Raw genomic sequence first — 16613 nt, 5'->3', positions numbered from 1 at the left:
CGTGACCAATTCTATCTCGATAGGTGCAGAATAATCACTTGGATTTTGGTCCAATAAGCCTCAGAATGGCTTTTGACTGGAATAATTTGACGAGCTAATGGTTAAGGGACAGACTTTGAGCGCAAATTTTCCCATACGATTTATTGCCCAGGTACTCAACGTCAATGTGGATACGGTGCGCACATGGGAGAGGCGATATGGGCTCTTTGAACCCGTGCGCAATCGCGCCGGGCAGAGACGTTATTTGGCCAAGGATTTGGAGTTGGCGCAGAGGCTGCGACTGCTGCTTGACAACGGGATGAGAATTAGCGGGGCCATTGCCGAAGTAACCAGCCATTCACCCCCGCTCAACAAAGAGGATTCCCATGATCTATTGAAAATGATGTTACAGGCAATTTCTGCGTTCAATTTGACACATCTTGAGGATCTCACCCAACATGCTTTGAATACATTTCAACCAGATACAGTTATGTATAAGCTTATCTTGCCGGTTTTTAAAAACCTGGGTAGCCGATGGGATAAACACCCAACGGGTATCGCCGAGGAGCATTTTGCCAGTCATTTTTTCCACAATAAATTGACGACCCGCCTTAATCACATACTCTATCGAAAGCCGCGTTATGATCTGCTTACCGTCTGTGTTCCTGGAGAACAACATGAGCTTGGGCTTTTGCTGTTTTGCCTAACTTTGGCTGAAGAGGGTATTTACCCACTCTATCTTGGTACGAGTCTGCCATTTGATCAATTTAAACCGGTGGTTCAGAGTTGCCGTTGTCGGGGAATTTTGTTAGCGGGAAAAGCCAAAGTCACAGACAACCCATTACTTGAACCGTTAACAGATCTCTCCCGTGCATTTGATATTCCCATTTTCCTTGGCGGTAAAATGGCGGACCATTCGGAAAGTTATCTGCGTACCATCGGAATACTCCCCTTACCCCAATCATTTAAACAAGCCGTCGCGGAAATTTAGGCACACATCCTATGATTGATCCATGGCGGGGAGGGGCGGGCTTCCACCAGCATGACCAAGCCCTAGGCTAAACGGCTTGGCAAGCGATGCAGAATCTGGGGGGGCAGAGGGGAACTCTCTGGAGCGCCCCATCAAGGTGGGGTTGATTGAAACACGAACGGCAGGCCAAAGGAGATGGCCTGCCGTTTTTATTGGTGTTGCAAACCTCAGTCAGCCGTTAGCGACGGTTGCAGCGTTGCAGACGTTTAACCGCTTTGGAGCTACCCTTGAGGGGGATGCTAAACTCAAAGGTCTCCATGCCATTGAAGAAAGAGATCTTCATATGGCGTTTACGGGCTATACTGTCGATAACGGCGCTGGGCTGGTTGAGCTCAAGATATTGCCAACGCCAGTCGGTATCCATGCCGGGGGCCTCTTCCACAAACTTGATGCTCTGTTCGGGTTCGTCATCAAACTGAACCGTCACCTTGTTGCGGGCTTTACCCACGCGGCGGCGTTCGGTAAACAGCTCCCCATAGTAATTTTCATTATTGAACAGCGCCAAATAGGCGGCTATCCGGTCCTCTTTATAGAGGGATATTTCCAACTTACAGATGGTTTTGGTACCATCTTTGACCTCACGAACGGCGAAGGGACCATCCTCATACACCACGCGTGCCGCGGCCTGTGTCGGGATTAACATCAACATCAATAGCGGAACGAGTAGGAATCGCATAAACTAACCTCCTTTGAGCCTTTCACATCTGGCATTCTGGTGCTTTTCTTGCGTTGTTGTAGCGAGCATGGTAATCCCTCACCATGAGCGACCAAGCCCCTAGTATGTGGTGATGTTGGGTGTGGGGCAACGGTCTATGGAAAAAAATCCCTTAAAAAAGCAATGAGCGCAATGGCAAACCAACGTACCGAGCAGTTTCGCACCCTTCTTCAACAGCGCATTCTCATCCTCGATGGGGCAATGGGCACCATGATTCAGCGGCTGGGATTGGAGGAGGCGGACTACCGTGGCAGCCGTTTTGCCGATCATCCCGCCGAACTGCATGGTGCCAATGATCTGTTGGTTTTGACCAAGCCCCAGGTGATACGCAATATCCACACCGCTTATCTAGAAGCCGGCGCCGATATTGTAGAGACCAATACCTTTAATGGCAATGCGCCCTCCCTGGGGGATTATGGCCTTGAGGCGTTGGTTTATGAGGTCAATCTGGAAGGGGCCAGAGTTGCCCGCCAAGCGTGTGATGCGGTGATGGCCCAGCAGCCGGGGCGTATCTGCTTTGTGGCGGGGGTGTTGGGCCCTACCAACCGCACCTGTAGCATCTCGCCGGATGTGAACAATCCTGGTTTTCGCAATATTGATTTTGACGCCCTGGTTGCGGATTACGCCAATGGCACCCGTGGTCTGTTGGATGGAGGGGCCGATATTCTGTTGGTGGAGACGGTCTTTGATACCCTCAACTGCAAGGCGGCCCTGTTTGCGGTGCGTCAGGTATTGGAGCAGCGCCAGCTGGATCTACCCTTGATGATCTCCTTTACCATTACCGATCAATCTGGGCGTACCCTCACCGGCCAAACGGTGGAGGCCTTCTGGAATTCGGTGAGCCATGCCCGTCCTGATACCATCGGCATGAACTGCGCGTTGGGGGCCGATCAGCTGCGTCCCCATCTGGAAACCCTGGCGGAGATCGCCGCAACCCGCATCTCGGTACACCCCAATGCGGGTCTACCCAACGCCTTTGGTGAGTATGATGAAACCCCGGCGATGATGGCCGATAAGGTGGTGGCTTTTGCCCAAGGGGGGTTGATTAACATTGTGGGGGGGTGTTGTGGCACCTCGCCGGACCATATCCGGGCCATTGCACAGCGGGTTGCAGGGCTGGCCCCCCGGCAGATCCCGACCCTCAAGCCGGCCTGTCACCTGAGCGGCTTGGAGCCGCTGACCATAGATGCCGACAGCCTGTTTGTGAACGTGGGGGAGCGCACCAACGTGGCAGGCAGTGCCCGTTTTGCCCGCTTGATCCGTGAGGGCCAGTATGAGACCGCCTTGGCGGTGGCTCGGGAGCAGGTGGAGAGCGGTGCGCAAATCGTGGATGTCAACATGGATGACGCCATGTTGGATGCCCAGTCGGCCATGGTGACATTTTTAAACCTGATGGCCGCCGAGCCGGAGATCAGCCGGGTGCCGGTGATGATTGACTCCTCCGAGTGGCGGGTGTTGGAGGCTGGTCTAAAGTGTGTGCAGGGCAAGTGCATCATTAACTCCCTCAGTCTCAAGGAGGGGGATGAGCCCTTTCTCAAGCAGGCCCATTTGGCGCGTCGTTATGGTGCGGCGGTAATTGTGATGGCCTTTGATGAGCAGGGGCAGGCCGACAGTTACCAGCGGCGTATTGATATCTGCCAAAGGGCCTATGACCTGTTGGTGCATACGGTGGGCATGGAGCCCAATGATATTATCTTTGATCCCAACATATTTGCGGTGGCTACTGGCATAGAGGAGCACAACAACTATGCGGTGGAGTTTATTCAGGCCACCCGCTGGATCAAACAGAACCTGCCGGGTGCCCGCATCAGTGGTGGGGTGAGCAATGTTTCCTTCTCGTTTAGGGGCAACAATCCAGTGCGGGAGGCGATGCATGCGGTATTTCTCTATCACGCCATCGCGGCGGGCATGGATATGGGCATTGTCAATGCCGGGCAGTTGGCGGTGTATGAGGAGATCCCGGTTGATCTAAGGGAGCGGGTGGAGGATGTCATCCTCAACCGCCGCAGTGATGCCACCGACCGTCTGTTGGAGGTGGCCGATCACTATCGGCAGAGCGGCGTAACCGAGGATAAAGCGGATGCCGCATGGCGCAGTGAGCCGGTGCAAGCGCGTCTACGGCACGCCATGATCAAGGGCATTACCGAATTTATTGACGCCGATGTGGAGGAGGCCCGCAGCCTAGCGGCGCATCCGTTGGAGGTGGTGGAAGGGCCACTGATGGCGGGTATGAATGCGGTGGGGGATCTGTTTGGCGAGGGCAAGATGTTTTTGCCCCAGGTGGTGAAGAGCGCCCGGGTGATGAAACAGGCGGTGGCCTATCTGGTACCCCATATTGAGGAGGCCAACCGCCAGGGTGGTATAGAGAACCGTGCCAGTGGCGCGGGCAAGATTTTGTTGGCGACGGTTAAGGGAGATGTCCACGACATTGGCAAAAACATTGTTAAGGTCGTATTGCAGTGCAACAATTTTGAGGTGGAAGATCTGGGCGTGATGGTGGCGGTGGAGACCATTTTGGATCGCGCTCAGGAGAGCGGCGCGCAGATTATTGGTCTCTCGGGGCTGATTACCCCCTCTTTGCAGCAGATGACCCATGTGGCCAAGGAGATGCAGCGCCGTGGCATGCAGCATATTCCCCTGTTGATTGGGGGGGCGACGACCTCTAAGGCGCACACGGCGGTTAAGATTGCCCCGGTTACCGAGGGGTGTGTGGTGCAGGTGAAGGACGCCTCCCGTTCGGTGGGGGTGGCGGCGGCGCTGCTGAGTGCGCGGGAGCGGGATGATTTTATGGCCGCGTGTGTGGCTGAGCATGAAAAATATCGCGCCATTCATGAGCAGCGTAGCACCCGCAAGCCGCTTTTGAGTATGCAGGAGGCACGGGCACGGGCCTTTGCAACCCCGGCTGCCGTAACCCAAGCGGCGCAGCCCGGTGTGCATGTGCTGGCGGATTATGATTTGGCCACTTTGGTGCCCTATATTGACTGGACCCCCTTTTTCCGCACCTGGGAGCTGCATGGTCGTTATCCAGAGATCCTGTCGGATAGCAAGGTTGGGCAGGCCGCCACGCGGCTGTTTGAGGATGCCCAGCAGATGCTGCAAGAGATCATCGCTCAGGGTAGCCTTAAGGCCAATGGGGTGTTGGGGCTCTTTAACGCCTCCCGCGTGGGGGATGATATTGAACTGGCCGACGGTTTAGGCACCATCCACACCCTGCGTCAGCAGCGGGACGGTGGGGAGGCCCCCTGTTATGCCCTGGCGGATTTTGTGGGGCAGGGGGATACCATCGGTATGTTTGCGGTCACAGCGGGCATTGGTGTGGCGGAGTTGGTGGCGCATCATCAAGCGGCCCATGATGACTATCGGGCGATTATGGTAGAGGCGCTGGCCGACCGCTTGGCCGAGGCTTTTGCAGAGCACATTCATGAACGGGCCCGCCGGGAGTTTTGGGGGTATGCCGGGGATGAGGCGCTCTCTAAGGGTGACTTAATTGCGGAGCGCTATGTGGGCATTCGTCCGGCACCGGGCTATCCGGCCTGTCCGGACCATACGGAAAAAGCGCTGCTGTTTAAATGTCTGAATGCGCAGGAGCATGCGGGTATGGCGTTGACGGAGAGCTTTGCCATGACCCCAGCGGCATCGGTGAGTGGTTATCTGTTTGCCCATCCACAGGCACGCTATTTTTCGGTTGGCCGCATAGGTGGCGATCAGTTGGAGGCGTACGCCAAACGCAAGGGCATGTCTGTGGAAGAGATGGCCAAATGGTTGGCCCCCAATTTAGATAGTTAGGGGATTATGGTTATGTCTGCATCCCGTGCCGCAGAGCTGCGTAAGCGGCTCAACCACTATGCCCATAGCTACCATACCCTTGATACGTCACTGGTATCCGATGCCGAGTATGACCGCCTGTTTAGAGAGCTGCAAAGCTTAGAGGCGGCGGATCCCACCTTGATCAGCGCCGACTCGCCAACCCACCGGGTCGGGGGTGCCATCCTGGAGGGTTTTGAGAAGGTACGCCATCGGGTTGCCATGCTCTCCCTGGATAACGCCTTTTCTGCGCAGGATTTGGTGGAGTTCCACCGCCGCGTGCAGGAGGGCTTGGCGGAGTCGGTGGTGGTGGAAGCCGTGCAGCACTATCAGGATGAATATGGCCTGAGCGATTTAGGGGCGCTGGTGGGGCGACCGGGGGCTTTGGAGGGGGTGGCCCGCGATGTGACCCAGCGGCTCAACCAGACCTTGAGTTTTGTGGAGCCCTTGCAGCCACCGGACACTAAGAGCTTGCTGAGCAGTGGCCGCAAAGCGGCGGATATTCTACGTCGTCTGCGTTTGTGGGCGGCGGAACAGCCCCAGCGGGTGGAGTATGTGGCCGAACCCAAGTTGGATGGGCTGGCTTTTAGTCTGACCTATGCAGAGGGTGTGTTGGTGCGGGCGGCCACCCGTGGTGATGGGCAGGAGGGCGAGGATGTTACCGCCCATGCGCGCACCATACAGGATGTTCCCCTAAGATTGCAGGGGGCGGGCTATCCGGCGCTATTGGAGGTGCGGGGCGAGGTCTATATGCCCTTGGCAACCTTTGAAAAACTTAATGCCGAGGCGCGGGAAAGGGGAGAAAAAACCTTTGCCAATCCACGCAATGCGGCGGCGGGCAGTCTGCGCCAGTTGGACCCCAAGATAACCGCCAGCCGGGGTTTGCGGATGTTTTGTTATGGCACGGGTTATGTGGAGGGGGGCACGCTGGCGGACCGTTATGCGGAGATTTTAGCGGCGCTGAAGGGGTGGGGTTTGCGGGTGTCGCCAGAGGCCGAGCGGGTGGAGGGTGCCCAAGGGTGTCTGGCGTATACCGAGCGTTTGGGTGAAAAACGTGAAACCTTACCCTATGAAATTGACGGAGCGGTGTTGAAGGTGGATAGCCAGCGGTTGCGGGAGCGGCTGGGTTTTGTGGCGCGGGCACCGCGCTGGGCCATGGCCTTTAAGTTTCCGGCCACGGAGGAGAGCACCACGGTACAGGCCATTGATCTACAGGTTGGGCGAACCGGGGTTATTACGCCGGTGGCGCGGTTGGAGCCTGTGGCGGTGGGGGGGGTGACCGTGACCAATGCCACACTGCACAATTTTTTGGAGTTGGCCCGTAAGGATGTACGGGTTGGGGATCGGGTCATTGTGCGCCGCGCCGGGGATGTGATCCCAGAGGTGGTGCGGGTGATCCCCCGTGAGAGCCATGGGGCCCTTGCGGTATATAAAGAGCCGGTGGCCTGTCCGGTGTGTGGTGCGCCGACGGAGCGTGAGGGGGGGGAGACGGCCCTGCGCTGTTCGGGTGGTTTGACCTGTCGGGCGCAGGTTAAGGAGGGGGTTAAGCACTTTGCCTCACGCAAGGCGATGAACATTGAGGGCTTGGGCGATAAGTTGGTGGCGTTGCTGATGCAAGCGGGTTTGGTTGAGCGGATTTCGGATCTCTACCGGCTGCATGAGCAGCGGCAGGTCTTGGTGGGGTTGGAGCGGCTCGGTGGTAAGTCGGTGGCCAATTTATTGGAGGCCATTGAGCAGAGCAAGGCACAGTCAGCGGCTCGATTTTTGTTTGGTTTGGGCATTCGGGATGTGGGGGTTACGCTGGCGGGCTCCTTGGCGGCGCATTTTACCAGTTTGGATGCGTTGATGGCAGCCACGGTAGAGGATTTGGTCGGCATTGAGGATGTGGGCGAGGTGGTGGCGCGGCGGGTGGTGCATTTTTTTGCCCAAGCGCACCATGGTGCGGAGTTAGCGGCATTGCGGGCGTTGGGGGTGGCGGCGGCGGGTGAGCCATGGCGGGTTGAGCCGGATGGGCATGGGGTAGCAGCGGCGGAGCAGCCCTTATCGGGTCTGTCGGTGGTTTTGACGGGCACCCTGGCGGGCCTGACCCGTGAGGCGGCGGCGGTTCGGTTAGAGGGGCTAGGGGCCAAGGTTGTGGCTTCGGTTTCTGGCAAGACGGGTTGTTTGGTGTGTGGGGAGAGTGCGGGATCCAAGCTGGCCAAAGCGCAGAAGGCGGGGGTGCCGGTGTTGGATGAGGCCGCTTTAGAGGGGCTATTTAGGGGCGAGATACCCCCTGAGATTCAGGCCCGTATGCAGGGGTGATGGGGCGATGCGTTGGGGGGTTGGGGTGAAGCGTGGTTGGCCATTATAGGGCGCACGATTGTGTTTGAAACGGAAAAACAGCGTAAAGAGCGCAAGCGGCCATGGGCAGGGGTGCCGCGTGGGGGCACCCGTTACAGGGCTGCCCACGGGGGGGTGCCGCTCTTGCGCGGCAAGATCCTGTTTCCCAAACACGACCCTAGTGCCTAAGTTGTGCCCCAATGGGTGGTCGTTATATGCCGCCTGGGTTTAACCGCGGTTTTTACCTTCCATCAGCGCTTTGAGTTGGGCAAAGGGGTTATGGGTGGCGGCGGGGCCTTCATCGGGCTGGTTGCCGCCGGTGCCATACATTTGGGCCTCGGTCATGCGTGCATGTTCATTGTCATGACAGTAGAGACACAAAAGCTCCCAGTTGCTGCCATCTTCGGGATTGTTAAAATGGTCATGATCCTTATGATGAACCGTCAACTCTTGGACATTCTTGTGGTTAAACTCACGCTGGCAGCGCCCACATATCCAGGGGTAGATACGTAGCGCCTTCTCGCGATAGCCACCGGATTTCATTAAGGTATTGATGCGGTTCTCTAGCTTTTCCATACTCATGTTATGTTCCTTATGCCGACCTACATATCCCGATAATCGGGACCATTGCCACCCTCTGGGGGGGTCCAATGGATGTTGTTAAAGGGATCTTTAATATCACAACTTTTGCACTGTAGACAGTTGCCCCCATGGCGGAGGTAGATAATGGCCCCGCTTGCATCCCGTTTGACTTCAAACACCCGCCCCGGACAATAACGCAGCTCAGGAAAACCAAAACGTGCCCCCTGGCGGGCGGGTAGGGTGGCATCTCTAAGCTGTAAGTGGATGGGTTGATCCTCCTCATAACTTAGACCACTGGTGGCTAAGGCGTACTCAACCGAATGACCGGTGGGGGTTGTATCATAACGCATTGGTTGCGCCCAATCCAACCCACTCGGCCAGGGACGCAGACGTGCCCGGTCCTCTTGCTGCCAGCGTAATGAGAAACCGTTTTCACCCCGCTGACGTAGCCCGGTCCAGGCGGCCACCGCCATGCCCCCCAACTTGCCACCCATGCGAAAACCTGCCCGCACATTGCGTTCTTCTTTAAGGGTTTGGGCAAGGTCCGAAGCCTCCCATGCCTGTTGATACCGGCGTAATGCGGTGGCTCCCCCATCCCCCTCAGCCAGTGCCTGCACAATGGCGGTGGCCGCCAAGACCCCGGAATGCAGCGCCCCTTTTACCCCCTTTAAGCGGGCGGGATTAAGAAAACCGGCACCATCACCCACCAGTAGCCCACCATGGAAATAGAGCTTGGGCAGTGCCAGCCAACCCCCTTGGCTCACAGCGCGTGCGCCATAACCAAGCAGCGTGCCCCCCTCCAGCAGGGGGGCTAGGGTGGCATGCTGTTTCCAACGCTGTAGCGCCCCATAGGGGTCAAAGGTGGGATCTTGATAATCCAAACCAACCACCAGCCCCAGCGCGATACGCTGGTTGGGTAGATGGTAAATAAACCCTCCGCCATGGACACGCTCTAGGGGCCAGCCCAGGGTATGACGGATGGTGCCCGGCACACTCTTGGGCACAGACCACAGCTCCTTCATACCCAAGCCGTAGGTTGGGGGGGGGCAGCCATGGTTGAGCCCCAGCTCGGTAAGCAGGGGTTGGGTGAGAAAACCCCGAGCACCCTCGGCCAATACCGTGACCTTGGCGTGAATCGCTACCCCTGGCTGATAGGTGGGCTTTTTCCCGCCGTGGCGGTCAAGGCCCATAGCGCCAGTCACAACACCGCTGATGTGCTGCCCGTCCCGCAGCAGTTCCACGGCGGTAAAACCGGGAAAAATCTCCGCGCCCAAGGATTCCGCATGGTCAGCCAACCAACGACATAATCCCCCCAACGGGTAGAGCTGGGCACCATGATCCTGCCATTTTTTGGGATGGGGCAGGGGAATGGCCTGGGTTTTGGTCAAGAACTGGGTGGTGGCATGCTGGACGGTGGCCAACAGCGGGGGCGGTGTGGGTGGGGCGGCATAGGTGCCGAACAGCAGATCCAGGGCATCGGGCTCAACCAAAGCCCCAGAGAGCTGATGCCCACCCACACGGGCGGCCTTTTCTAAAATACAGAGTGAGATCGGCTGGGAAGCCCGTTGCAATATCGCGATGGCGGTTGCCAAACCGGCAGGTCCAGCACCCACAATGGCAACGTCATAGTGTAGGGTTTCGCGGGTCATGAGGGTGGACCTCCCCAAGCGGGCTGGTTGGGCAGAGCTTGGTCAAACAGGCAATGTGTTGTCCATCAAGCGGCGGAGCACGGGCCGAGTGGTCTAACAAAACGGGGCGTGCCGTCGCGTTATGGGAGAGCACGGGGGGCCCGGTCGGCAGGCCATGGGACCTATGTTGGGGCGCGGCCATTAGCTGGTTGGGGTGGCATCCTTAGCCAGCGCTTCCAGCTCCTCTTTAAACCGAGGGATTTGACTCTCCAGACCGGCCACTTCATCCACCCGTAGGGCAAAGGCGATACCGGTGCCGGGACTGGCAAAATTTCCACCCTCATGGATCGCAGCCAGAATGCCTGGGGTAAGGTGCTCTTCGACCAACATGAAGGAGATATCCCGCTGGATATCGAGGGTTAGGCCAAAAAAGGTGCGTGCCTCATGGATGCCCGTGCCGCGACCGGGCACCACCGTCGCGCCGGTGGCGCCCGCAGCTTTGGCCGCATCCACAATACGATCGGTTAAATCGGTACGGGACATTACAACGATCAGCTTAAAGTGCATCATAGCGCTCCTTTGGTACCCTCTTCAACGGGAGGTGCCATCCTGTTGGCGGGCATCCTGTAGAGGTTTTTGTGCCCGTTTGGCCATCCATGCGGCCAGTTGAGCATAACCCATCACCGAGATCATGGGAAACAGACTGGCAAAGGCGATTAAACCAAAGCCATCCAGCAGCGGGTTGCGGCCTGGAATGGTGGCCGATAGACCCAAGCCCAGGGCTGCCACCAGCGGCACGGTGACGGTGGAGGTGGTAACGCCGCCTGAATCATAGGCCAAGGGGATAATCATGCGGGGTGCATAAAAGGTTTGCACCAGCACCACCAAGTAACCCGCGACAATATAGTAGACCAGATTATGGCCGGTCACGATGCGAAAAGTGCCCAATGTGATGCCTACCGCCACCCCCAGCGCCACCGCGATGCGCAGGTGAAAGGGCTCAACCGTGCCCCGTGACACCTCTTGTGCTTTTAGGGCCACCGCCAGCAAAGAGGGTTCGGCAATGGTGGTGGCAAAACCGATGAGAAAGGCAAAGAGATAGATCCAGCCATAATTCCACCAGCCTGGATGTTCCGGTACCAGTGGTGTGCCAAACACCAGCATGGGGTCGGATAGCTGGGCGGCCATCAATTTACCAATGGGAAACAGCGCCTTTTCTAATCCAGAGAGGAACAGCGCGAGGCCCAGCAACACATAGATAAAACCGATGATGGTATGGCGAGCATGGGGTAGGGGTTTACGCAGAACTAAAAATTGAAATCCCACCAGCAGCAGCAAGATGGGTAGAATATCGCCAATGGTGCTCAACAGGGTTTTGGCCAGATCAAGTAGGATCTCCATCGCTTAACCTACCCCCATGACAATGGTACCGTAGAGCATCACAAACAGGATGGGTAGTAGACTGGCAAAGGCGATTAAGCCAAAGCCATCAATCATGGGGTTACGGCCATGGATAACCGAGGCCAACCCCACCCCCAGCGCCGTCACCAGCGGTACGGTGACGGTGGAGGTGGTCACTCCGCCAGAGTCAAAGGCGATGCCGATGATCGCCTCGGGGGCAATAAAGGTCATGGCCACCACCAGCATATATCCGGCTATAATCAGGTAGTGCAGGGGCCACCCTTTGATGATGCGCACTACCCCCAAGACGATGGCAAATCCCACCGACAATGCCACACTTAGGCGCAAGCCCCAGGCGTAGCGGGTCATGCTTGTGGGGCTATTTTCAATGGCACCCCCGGTTGCGGCCACATCGGCGGCCTCGGCGGCCACCGCAATGAGCGCTGGTTCAGCCACGGTGGTGGCAAAGCCCAACAGAAAGGCAAACAGGATTAACCAGAAGGCGTTGCCCTTATAGGCCAGGTTATGGGCCATACTTTCGCCGATGGGAAACAGCCCCATCTCCAGACCGCGCACAAAGAAGGTCAAGCCCAGCAAGACCATGATCAAGCCGGTTAGCATATCGCCGGGGTTGGGCAGGGGTTTATGCAGCACCACGCCCTGGAAAAAGGCGATGACTAGGACGATGGGCAGCAGATCACGGGCGGCGTCTTTGAGCCAGAGTAGGGGGACAAACCAAGAGCGTGACATGATCTTACATCAGCGCATCGTAGGGGGTCTGTTTACCGCGCCGCCGCAAGATGGCTCCGGCAATCATGCCCAGGGTTAGCACCACGGCACCGGAGAGAAAAAATTGGGTTTCTGAGCTTTTTTCCAGCACCCGTTTATCGGCGGTGACGGTCTGTAGTTCCTGTTCCAGAGCGGCGACGCGCTGTTCTAGGGTTTGGTTGATCTTTTCCAACTCCAGGGCATTTTTAGAGATCCGCTTAATGTGCATCAGCTCCGACTCTAAACGGCGTTGATTAATCAATTGACCGCGCAGTTCGGCTAACTGTTCTTGTAGACCATCGCGATCGCGCAGGGCCTGATCTTTTTGGGCCACCGCCTGGTCCAGCAGGGTACGGGCCGCGGGTTGTTCAGAGAGATAGCGGCGCAACACCCAGCCATCGCGGCCACTGCTGCTACGCACGCGATCCCAGCCTTGGTCGCCTTTTTCCAGGATCTCCACCCCTTCGCCCGATTTAAGCACCTGGAGAATGCGAAATTGGTTGCCGGCACCGCCCCGCATCATAATGCGGAATTCGTCGGTAACGTAGCGGGTGGCCGCAGAGGATGAGATGCCAAAACCCACCACAAACAGTGTGGTGAGCAGTAAGGAGGCAAGCCTTTTAGTCGATGGCCGTAGTGAGCCCATGACGCAGATATCCGTAGATGGTAGATCGCTAAGGGGGAACCCTGTGTTGCATTCAGTAGCACGTTTTTATGAATTTGCCAATACGTGCTTGAAACCAATGGAAAAATGGGGCAAATTAAGCGCCTTTTTGCATCCCCTTCTTCCGATAGCCTATAGTTTGTGGCTGAGGCAACGAGTATAATGAAGGGCTTCTCTTCCGGCAAGCGTACCTGACCGGTACGCCGCAGATCATTTCAGGAGTCGACGCCATGCCCATGCGTAACCAAGTGGAAAAGGTCAAGGTTCTCATAGAAGCGCTACCTTACATGCGTCGATTTGAGGGTAAGACCTTCGTGATCAAATATGGCGGTAATGCCATGGTGGATGAAGATCTCAAGAGCGCGTTTGCCCAGGATGTCATTTTAATGCGTCAGGTGGGCATCAACCCCATCATTGTGCACGGTGGTGGTCCGCAGATTGGTTTGATAATGAAGCGCATGGGTTTGGAGCCCAAGTTTATTGACGGCCTGCGTGTGACCGATGAAGACACCATGAGTGTGGTTGAAATGGTGTTGGCGGGCAAGGTTAATAAGGATATTGTCAATTTGATCAATCTGAATGGGGGCCGTGCGGCGGGTTTGTCGGGTAAGGATGGTTATACCATTCAGGCGCGTAAGCGCACCCATGTGCGCAAGGGTCCGGATGTGCAGGTTCCGGAGATTATTGATCTGGGTTGGGTGGGGGATGTGGAGCGAATTGAGACCAATCTTTTGGATCGGTTTCGGGCTTCGGACATTATCCCGGTGGTGGCTCCGGTGGGGGTGGGTGCCAATGGTGAGACGTACAACATTAACGCCGATTCGGTGGCGGGTCACATCGCCATCGCGATGCAGGCGGAGAAGTTGATTTTGCTTACTGATGTTCCTGGGGTGCAGGATAAAAACGGCACGCTGATCAATCAGATTGATGAAACGGATGTGGATAAGCTGATTCGCAATGGCACGGTGACGGGGGGCATGATTCCCAAGTTAGAGACCTGCCGCACGGCCCATACGGGGGGTGTTAATGCCAGCCATATTATTGATGGCCGCGTGGAACACGCCCTGCTGTTGGAGATCTTCACCGACAGCGGCATCGGTACCGTGCTGCGTTAGGTCCAGCCTTAGCTGGCCGCCACCTTAGCAGGCCACTGTTCTAGCTGGTCGGCGGGCAGGTGGCCAGCATGCTGGGGCGCTGGGCCAGCTCGGTATACCATTGCTGCAATTGAGGGCGCTGCTGTCGCCACGCCAGTTGGGGCAGACGAAAATCCAGATATCCCAAAGTCGCCCCCAGGGCCAGCTGTGCCAGCGTGAGCGTGCCTTGATAGGCGGGCTGCTGCTGCTCCAGGTGATCCAAGGTGCGCTGAATGGTCCCATGCCAGTGTGCAAGCCATTGGCTTGATTGCATCTCCTCTGGACGCAGATACTCTTTAACCAGTACCAAGGCGGTATCCAATAGCCCATCGGTCAGTGCCTCCTGGCGTAACACCGACCAACGCTCCGCGCCACTGGGTATCAACTGCGGCGTCTGGTTAAGCGTGTCCAGATAGGCGCAGATGACCGGACTGTCATAAAGTCCCTGCCCATCCGCCGTTTCCAGGGTGGGTATCTTACCCAAAGGATTTAGGGGGGTCACCCCACGGTTATCCTCCATGGGTAGCACCACAACCATGTCGATCTGATCCTGCAAGCCCTTTTCCAGAATAAGCAGACGTACCTTGCGTGCATAAGGCGAGGTGGGTGAGTAGAACAGGCGCATTGTAAGACTCCTCAAGAACAAACATAAGCATGAAAAAAAGGGGGGATACCCCGCCTAGCCCCCGTTCCCCCATGCCCGGGTTGGTGTTTACTCGTCAATGGCCTGTTTAAGCCGCTCCAGATCATCCAGATGGCCGGTGCAGACCAACAGGTCCCCGCCCTGGATCACATAATGTCCATTGGGGTTAAAGTGCATTTCTCCGTTACGCAGATGGCCCAAAACAATCACATTGTAGGTATTACCAATCTGGCTGTCCCGCAGACTGACATTGGCAAAGCTTGAGTTGGCAGGCACCATCAACTCCTCAATTTCCAAGTCAGTATGGGCGCGATGCAGAGCCAGATCAAAAAAACGTAAGGCCGTGGGCCGCATGGCGGTATAGGCCATATATTGACCCCCATCAAACAGTGGCGAAATGGCACGGTTGGCCCCCACCTTCATCAACCGCTTGATGGAGGTCTCGGTACTGGCCGCTACAATGATATAACAATCTTTACTTGGGCGTGTTTCACGAATATTCAGAATAAGGTAAACATTGGTGGCTTCATCATGGATGGCACTGATCACACTGTGGGCACGAATTAACCCAGCGCGTATCCAGGTGGTTTCGTCCGATACATCACCCCGCATGGCGTTCCACCCTTTGCGCATGGCCTCATCCACCAACGCCTGCTCACGATCAATGACGCAGAATGGCCGGTTTTCCGCTTGCAGCGTTTGACAAATGGCCTGCCCAATGAGGTTGAGACCACAGATAATAAAGTGATCACGCAATTTTTCTATCTGCCGCTCCATACGTTGTTCCTTTAACTCAAAAATACGCTCCGTCAGGGCGGAGACAATAATGGAGGTCATCAACACCGTTACCCATATCCCCACAATGGTACCGGTTATGGCAACCATCCGTCCGCCATCGGTGGCGGGGCTGATATCGCCATAACCCACCGTGGTGATGGTGATCATGGTCCAGTAAAGGGCATCCCACAGATTGGTAATGTCTGGATTATGGCCCCGTTCGGCCATAAAAAAGGCTAGGGTAACCATGCCCAGCACAACAGCTGCTAGGGTAAACAGCGAGGTGAGTTCAAACGAGCGTTCCGCAATGACCGAACTAAAAAAAGTGAGTCGTTTGGAGTAACGAAACAGCTTGAGAATGCGCAAGACGCGGAGGATACGCAGCAGCCGAAAGGCCCGGAAAATGGGTAGAATGGCTAATAAATCGATAATGGAGAGCGGTTTGCGCATCCATAACAGTTTGGGGCGAAAGGCAGCGCGCAAAGCTTTGAAGAGAGCTTGATGATGTTTGCGACGATGACTCATACGTCGTTGACGCTGAAAAGATTCCTCAAAATCGACCAGAAAATCGCTACAGACCCACCAGCGCAACATATATTCCATTAAAAAGATGATATTAAAAGCGTGGTCTAAAAAATCGAAAAAGAGCTGTTCTTCCAAGGTAAGGTCGGGGTCCGTCTCCAGCGTCATGGCGATCAACGAGGCAAACACCACCAACATCATCAACAAGCTAAATGCATTGCGGGCACGACTGGAAGGATCTTCCAGGAGGTGAAAGAATAGGGTTTTAATGGGACCACGTTGGCGACGGGACAAAACCATAAACGGGAAAATCCTGCAAGATGGTTGAATAACCAAGCGCGAGTTTGCGCCAAATAGACCGCCTTAGCCGCGCTTTTACGCCGGGTCGTGCAAAGGCGTGTAAAAAGTCGCCGTTATATGAGCAGAATATAAGCAGATTTTATGCCTAACGCTACGATTTGTTTATTTTTATGTTGCGCGCCTTGTGCACAGGTTCCGGTCCTAGGCAGGCTCTCTTCCCGCTTAAACAAAGGGTCTGGGGTGTGCGACGGGTCACACCTGCGGGGCCACCTACAGGGTAAGAAACCACCACGGCAATAAACCGGCGCCAAACCAGGTTCTGATCAGCCAAGCAGTCGCCATCATGTT

General features: G+C 56.2%; 13 protein-coding genes. 4 read left to right on the top strand and 9 right to left on the bottom strand.

Features of this window, described 5'->3' with window-relative positions:
• Nucleotides 1-97 precede the first annotated feature (97 nt).
• Nucleotides 98-970 (top strand): MerR family transcriptional regulator, encoded by an 873-nt coding sequence (locus tag MMC1_RS18985; RefSeq protein ID WP_011715230.1) that lies wholly within the window; start codon nt 98-100, stop codon nt 968-970.
• Between the two features lie 217 nt (nt 971-1187).
• Here MMC1_RS18985 and MMC1_RS18980 read toward each other — a convergent pair whose 3' ends face one another.
• A complete protein-coding gene (locus MMC1_RS18980; RefSeq protein ID WP_011715229.1) occupies nt 1188-1685 on the bottom strand; it encodes a hypothetical protein in 498 nt (165 codons plus the stop codon).
• 162 nt (nt 1686-1847) lie between these two features.
• Between MMC1_RS18980 and metH the strand changes: the two genes are divergently transcribed.
• Nucleotides 1848-5510 (top strand): methionine synthase, encoded by a 3663-nt coding sequence (gene metH / locus MMC1_RS18975; RefSeq protein ID WP_011715228.1) that lies wholly within the window; start codon nt 1848-1850, stop codon nt 5508-5510.
• A 12-nt stretch (nt 5511-5522) separates the two neighbouring features.
• On the top strand, nt 5523-7829 hold the full coding sequence (gene ligA / locus MMC1_RS18970; RefSeq protein ID WP_011715227.1) for an NAD-dependent DNA ligase LigA: 2307 nt from the start codon (nt 5523-5525) through the stop codon (nt 7827-7829).
• 246 nt (nt 7830-8075) lie between these two features.
• On the opposite strand, the gene MMC1_RS18960 is transcribed toward ligA, so the two are convergent.
• The 6 genes from MMC1_RS18960 to MMC1_RS18935 form a co-directional block, all read right to left on the bottom strand.
• Nucleotides 8076-8429 carry a YajD family HNH nuclease gene (locus MMC1_RS18960; RefSeq protein WP_011715226.1) on the bottom strand — a complete coding sequence of 118 codons (354 nt, stop codon included), beginning with the start codon at nt 8427-8429 and terminating at the stop codon, nt 8076-8078.
• A gap of 20 nt (nt 8430-8449) precedes the next feature.
• Nucleotides 8450-10078: an electron transfer flavoprotein-ubiquinone oxidoreductase gene (locus MMC1_RS18955; protein WP_011715225.1), complete on the bottom strand. Its 1629-nt coding sequence runs from the start codon at nt 10076-10078 to the stop codon at nt 8450-8452.
• A 180-nt stretch (nt 10079-10258) separates the two neighbouring features.
• Nucleotides 10259-10624, bottom strand: a complete 366-nt coding sequence (locus MMC1_RS18950; RefSeq protein WP_041641475.1) for a P-II family nitrogen regulator — start codon at nt 10622-10624, stop codon at nt 10259-10261.
• A 24-nt stretch (nt 10625-10648) separates the two neighbouring features.
• Nucleotides 10649-11458 carry a DUF1538 domain-containing protein gene (locus MMC1_RS18945; protein ID WP_011715223.1) on the bottom strand — a complete coding sequence of 270 codons (810 nt, stop codon included), beginning with the start codon at nt 11456-11458 and terminating at the stop codon, nt 10649-10651.
• A gap of 3 nt (nt 11459-11461) precedes the next feature.
• Complete coding sequence (locus MMC1_RS18940; protein ID WP_011715222.1) at nt 11462-12208, bottom strand: DUF1538 domain-containing protein; 747 nt, start codon at nt 12206-12208, stop codon at nt 11462-11464.
• A gap of 4 nt (nt 12209-12212) precedes the next feature.
• Complete coding sequence (locus MMC1_RS18935; RefSeq protein WP_011715221.1) at nt 12213-12872, bottom strand: TIGR04211 family SH3 domain-containing protein; 660 nt, start codon at nt 12870-12872, stop codon at nt 12213-12215.
• A 248-nt stretch (nt 12873-13120) separates the two neighbouring features.
• On the opposite strand from MMC1_RS18935, the gene argB reads away from it, so the two are divergent.
• Nucleotides 13121-14005, top strand: a complete 885-nt coding sequence (gene argB / locus MMC1_RS18930) for an acetylglutamate kinase (RefSeq protein WP_011715220.1) — start codon at nt 13121-13123, stop codon at nt 14003-14005.
• Between the two features lie 40 nt (nt 14006-14045).
• Here argB and MMC1_RS18925 read toward each other — a convergent pair whose 3' ends face one another.
• Both MMC1_RS18925 and MMC1_RS18920 read right to left on the bottom strand, forming a co-directional pair.
• On the bottom strand, nt 14046-14648 hold the full coding sequence (locus MMC1_RS18925) for a glutathione S-transferase N-terminal domain-containing protein (protein ID WP_011715219.1): 603 nt from the start codon (nt 14646-14648) through the stop codon (nt 14046-14048).
• Between the two features lie 87 nt (nt 14649-14735).
• Nucleotides 14736-16265, bottom strand: a complete 1530-nt coding sequence (locus tag MMC1_RS18920) for a potassium channel protein (RefSeq protein ID WP_011715218.1) — start codon at nt 16263-16265, stop codon at nt 14736-14738.
• Between the last annotated feature and the right edge of the window lie 348 nt (nt 16266-16613).

Origin of the sequence: Magnetococcus marinus MC-1 (genome assembly GCF_000014865.1) — a bacterium.
GTDB classification, from domain to species: domain Bacteria; phylum Pseudomonadota; class Magnetococcia; order Magnetococcales; family Magnetococcaceae; genus Magnetococcus; species Magnetococcus marinus.
This window is presented reverse-complemented; position numbering and strand designations above follow the sequence as displayed.

Excerpts from the sequence above, each read along its gene's own strand:
- MMC1_RS18945 (WP_011715223.1), bottom strand. The coding sequence starts at position 11,458 with ATGGAGATCCTACTTGATCTGGCCAAAACCCTGTTGAGCACCATTGGC.
- MMC1_RS18960 (WP_011715226.1), bottom strand. The coding sequence starts at position 8,429 with ATGAGTATGGAAAAGCTAGAGAACCGCATCAATACCTTAATGAAATCC.
- metH (WP_011715228.1), top strand. The coding sequence starts at position 1,848 with ATGAGCGCAATGGCAAACCAACGTACCGAGCAGTTTCGCACCCTTCTT.
- MMC1_RS18935 (WP_011715221.1), bottom strand. The coding sequence starts at position 12,872 with ATGGGCTCACTACGGCCATCGACTAAAAGGCTTGCCTCCTTACTGCTC.
- MMC1_RS18980 (WP_011715229.1), bottom strand. The coding sequence starts at position 1,685 with ATGCGATTCCTACTCGTTCCGCTATTGATGTTGATGTTAATCCCGACA.
- MMC1_RS18950 (WP_041641475.1), bottom strand. The coding sequence starts at position 10,624 with ATGCACTTTAAGCTGATCGTTGTAATGTCCCGTACCGATTTAACCGAT.
- MMC1_RS18985 (WP_011715230.1), top strand. The coding sequence starts at position 98 with ATGGTTAAGGGACAGACTTTGAGCGCAAATTTTCCCATACGATTTATT.
- MMC1_RS18955 (WP_011715225.1), bottom strand. The coding sequence starts at position 10,078 with ATGACCCGCGAAACCCTACACTATGACGTTGCCATTGTGGGTGCTGGA.
- ligA (WP_011715227.1), top strand. The coding sequence starts at position 5,523 with ATGTCTGCATCCCGTGCCGCAGAGCTGCGTAAGCGGCTCAACCACTAT.
- MMC1_RS18920 (WP_011715218.1), bottom strand. The coding sequence starts at position 16,265 with ATGGTTTTGTCCCGTCGCCAACGTGGTCCCATTAAAACCCTATTCTTT.
- argB (WP_011715220.1), top strand. The coding sequence starts at position 13,121 with ATGCCCATGCGTAACCAAGTGGAAAAGGTCAAGGTTCTCATAGAAGCG.
- MMC1_RS18925 (WP_011715219.1), bottom strand. The coding sequence starts at position 14,648 with ATGCGCCTGTTCTACTCACCCACCTCGCCTTATGCACGCAAGGTACGT.
- MMC1_RS18940 (WP_011715222.1), bottom strand. The coding sequence starts at position 12,208 with ATGTCACGCTCTTGGTTTGTCCCCCTACTCTGGCTCAAAGACGCCGCC.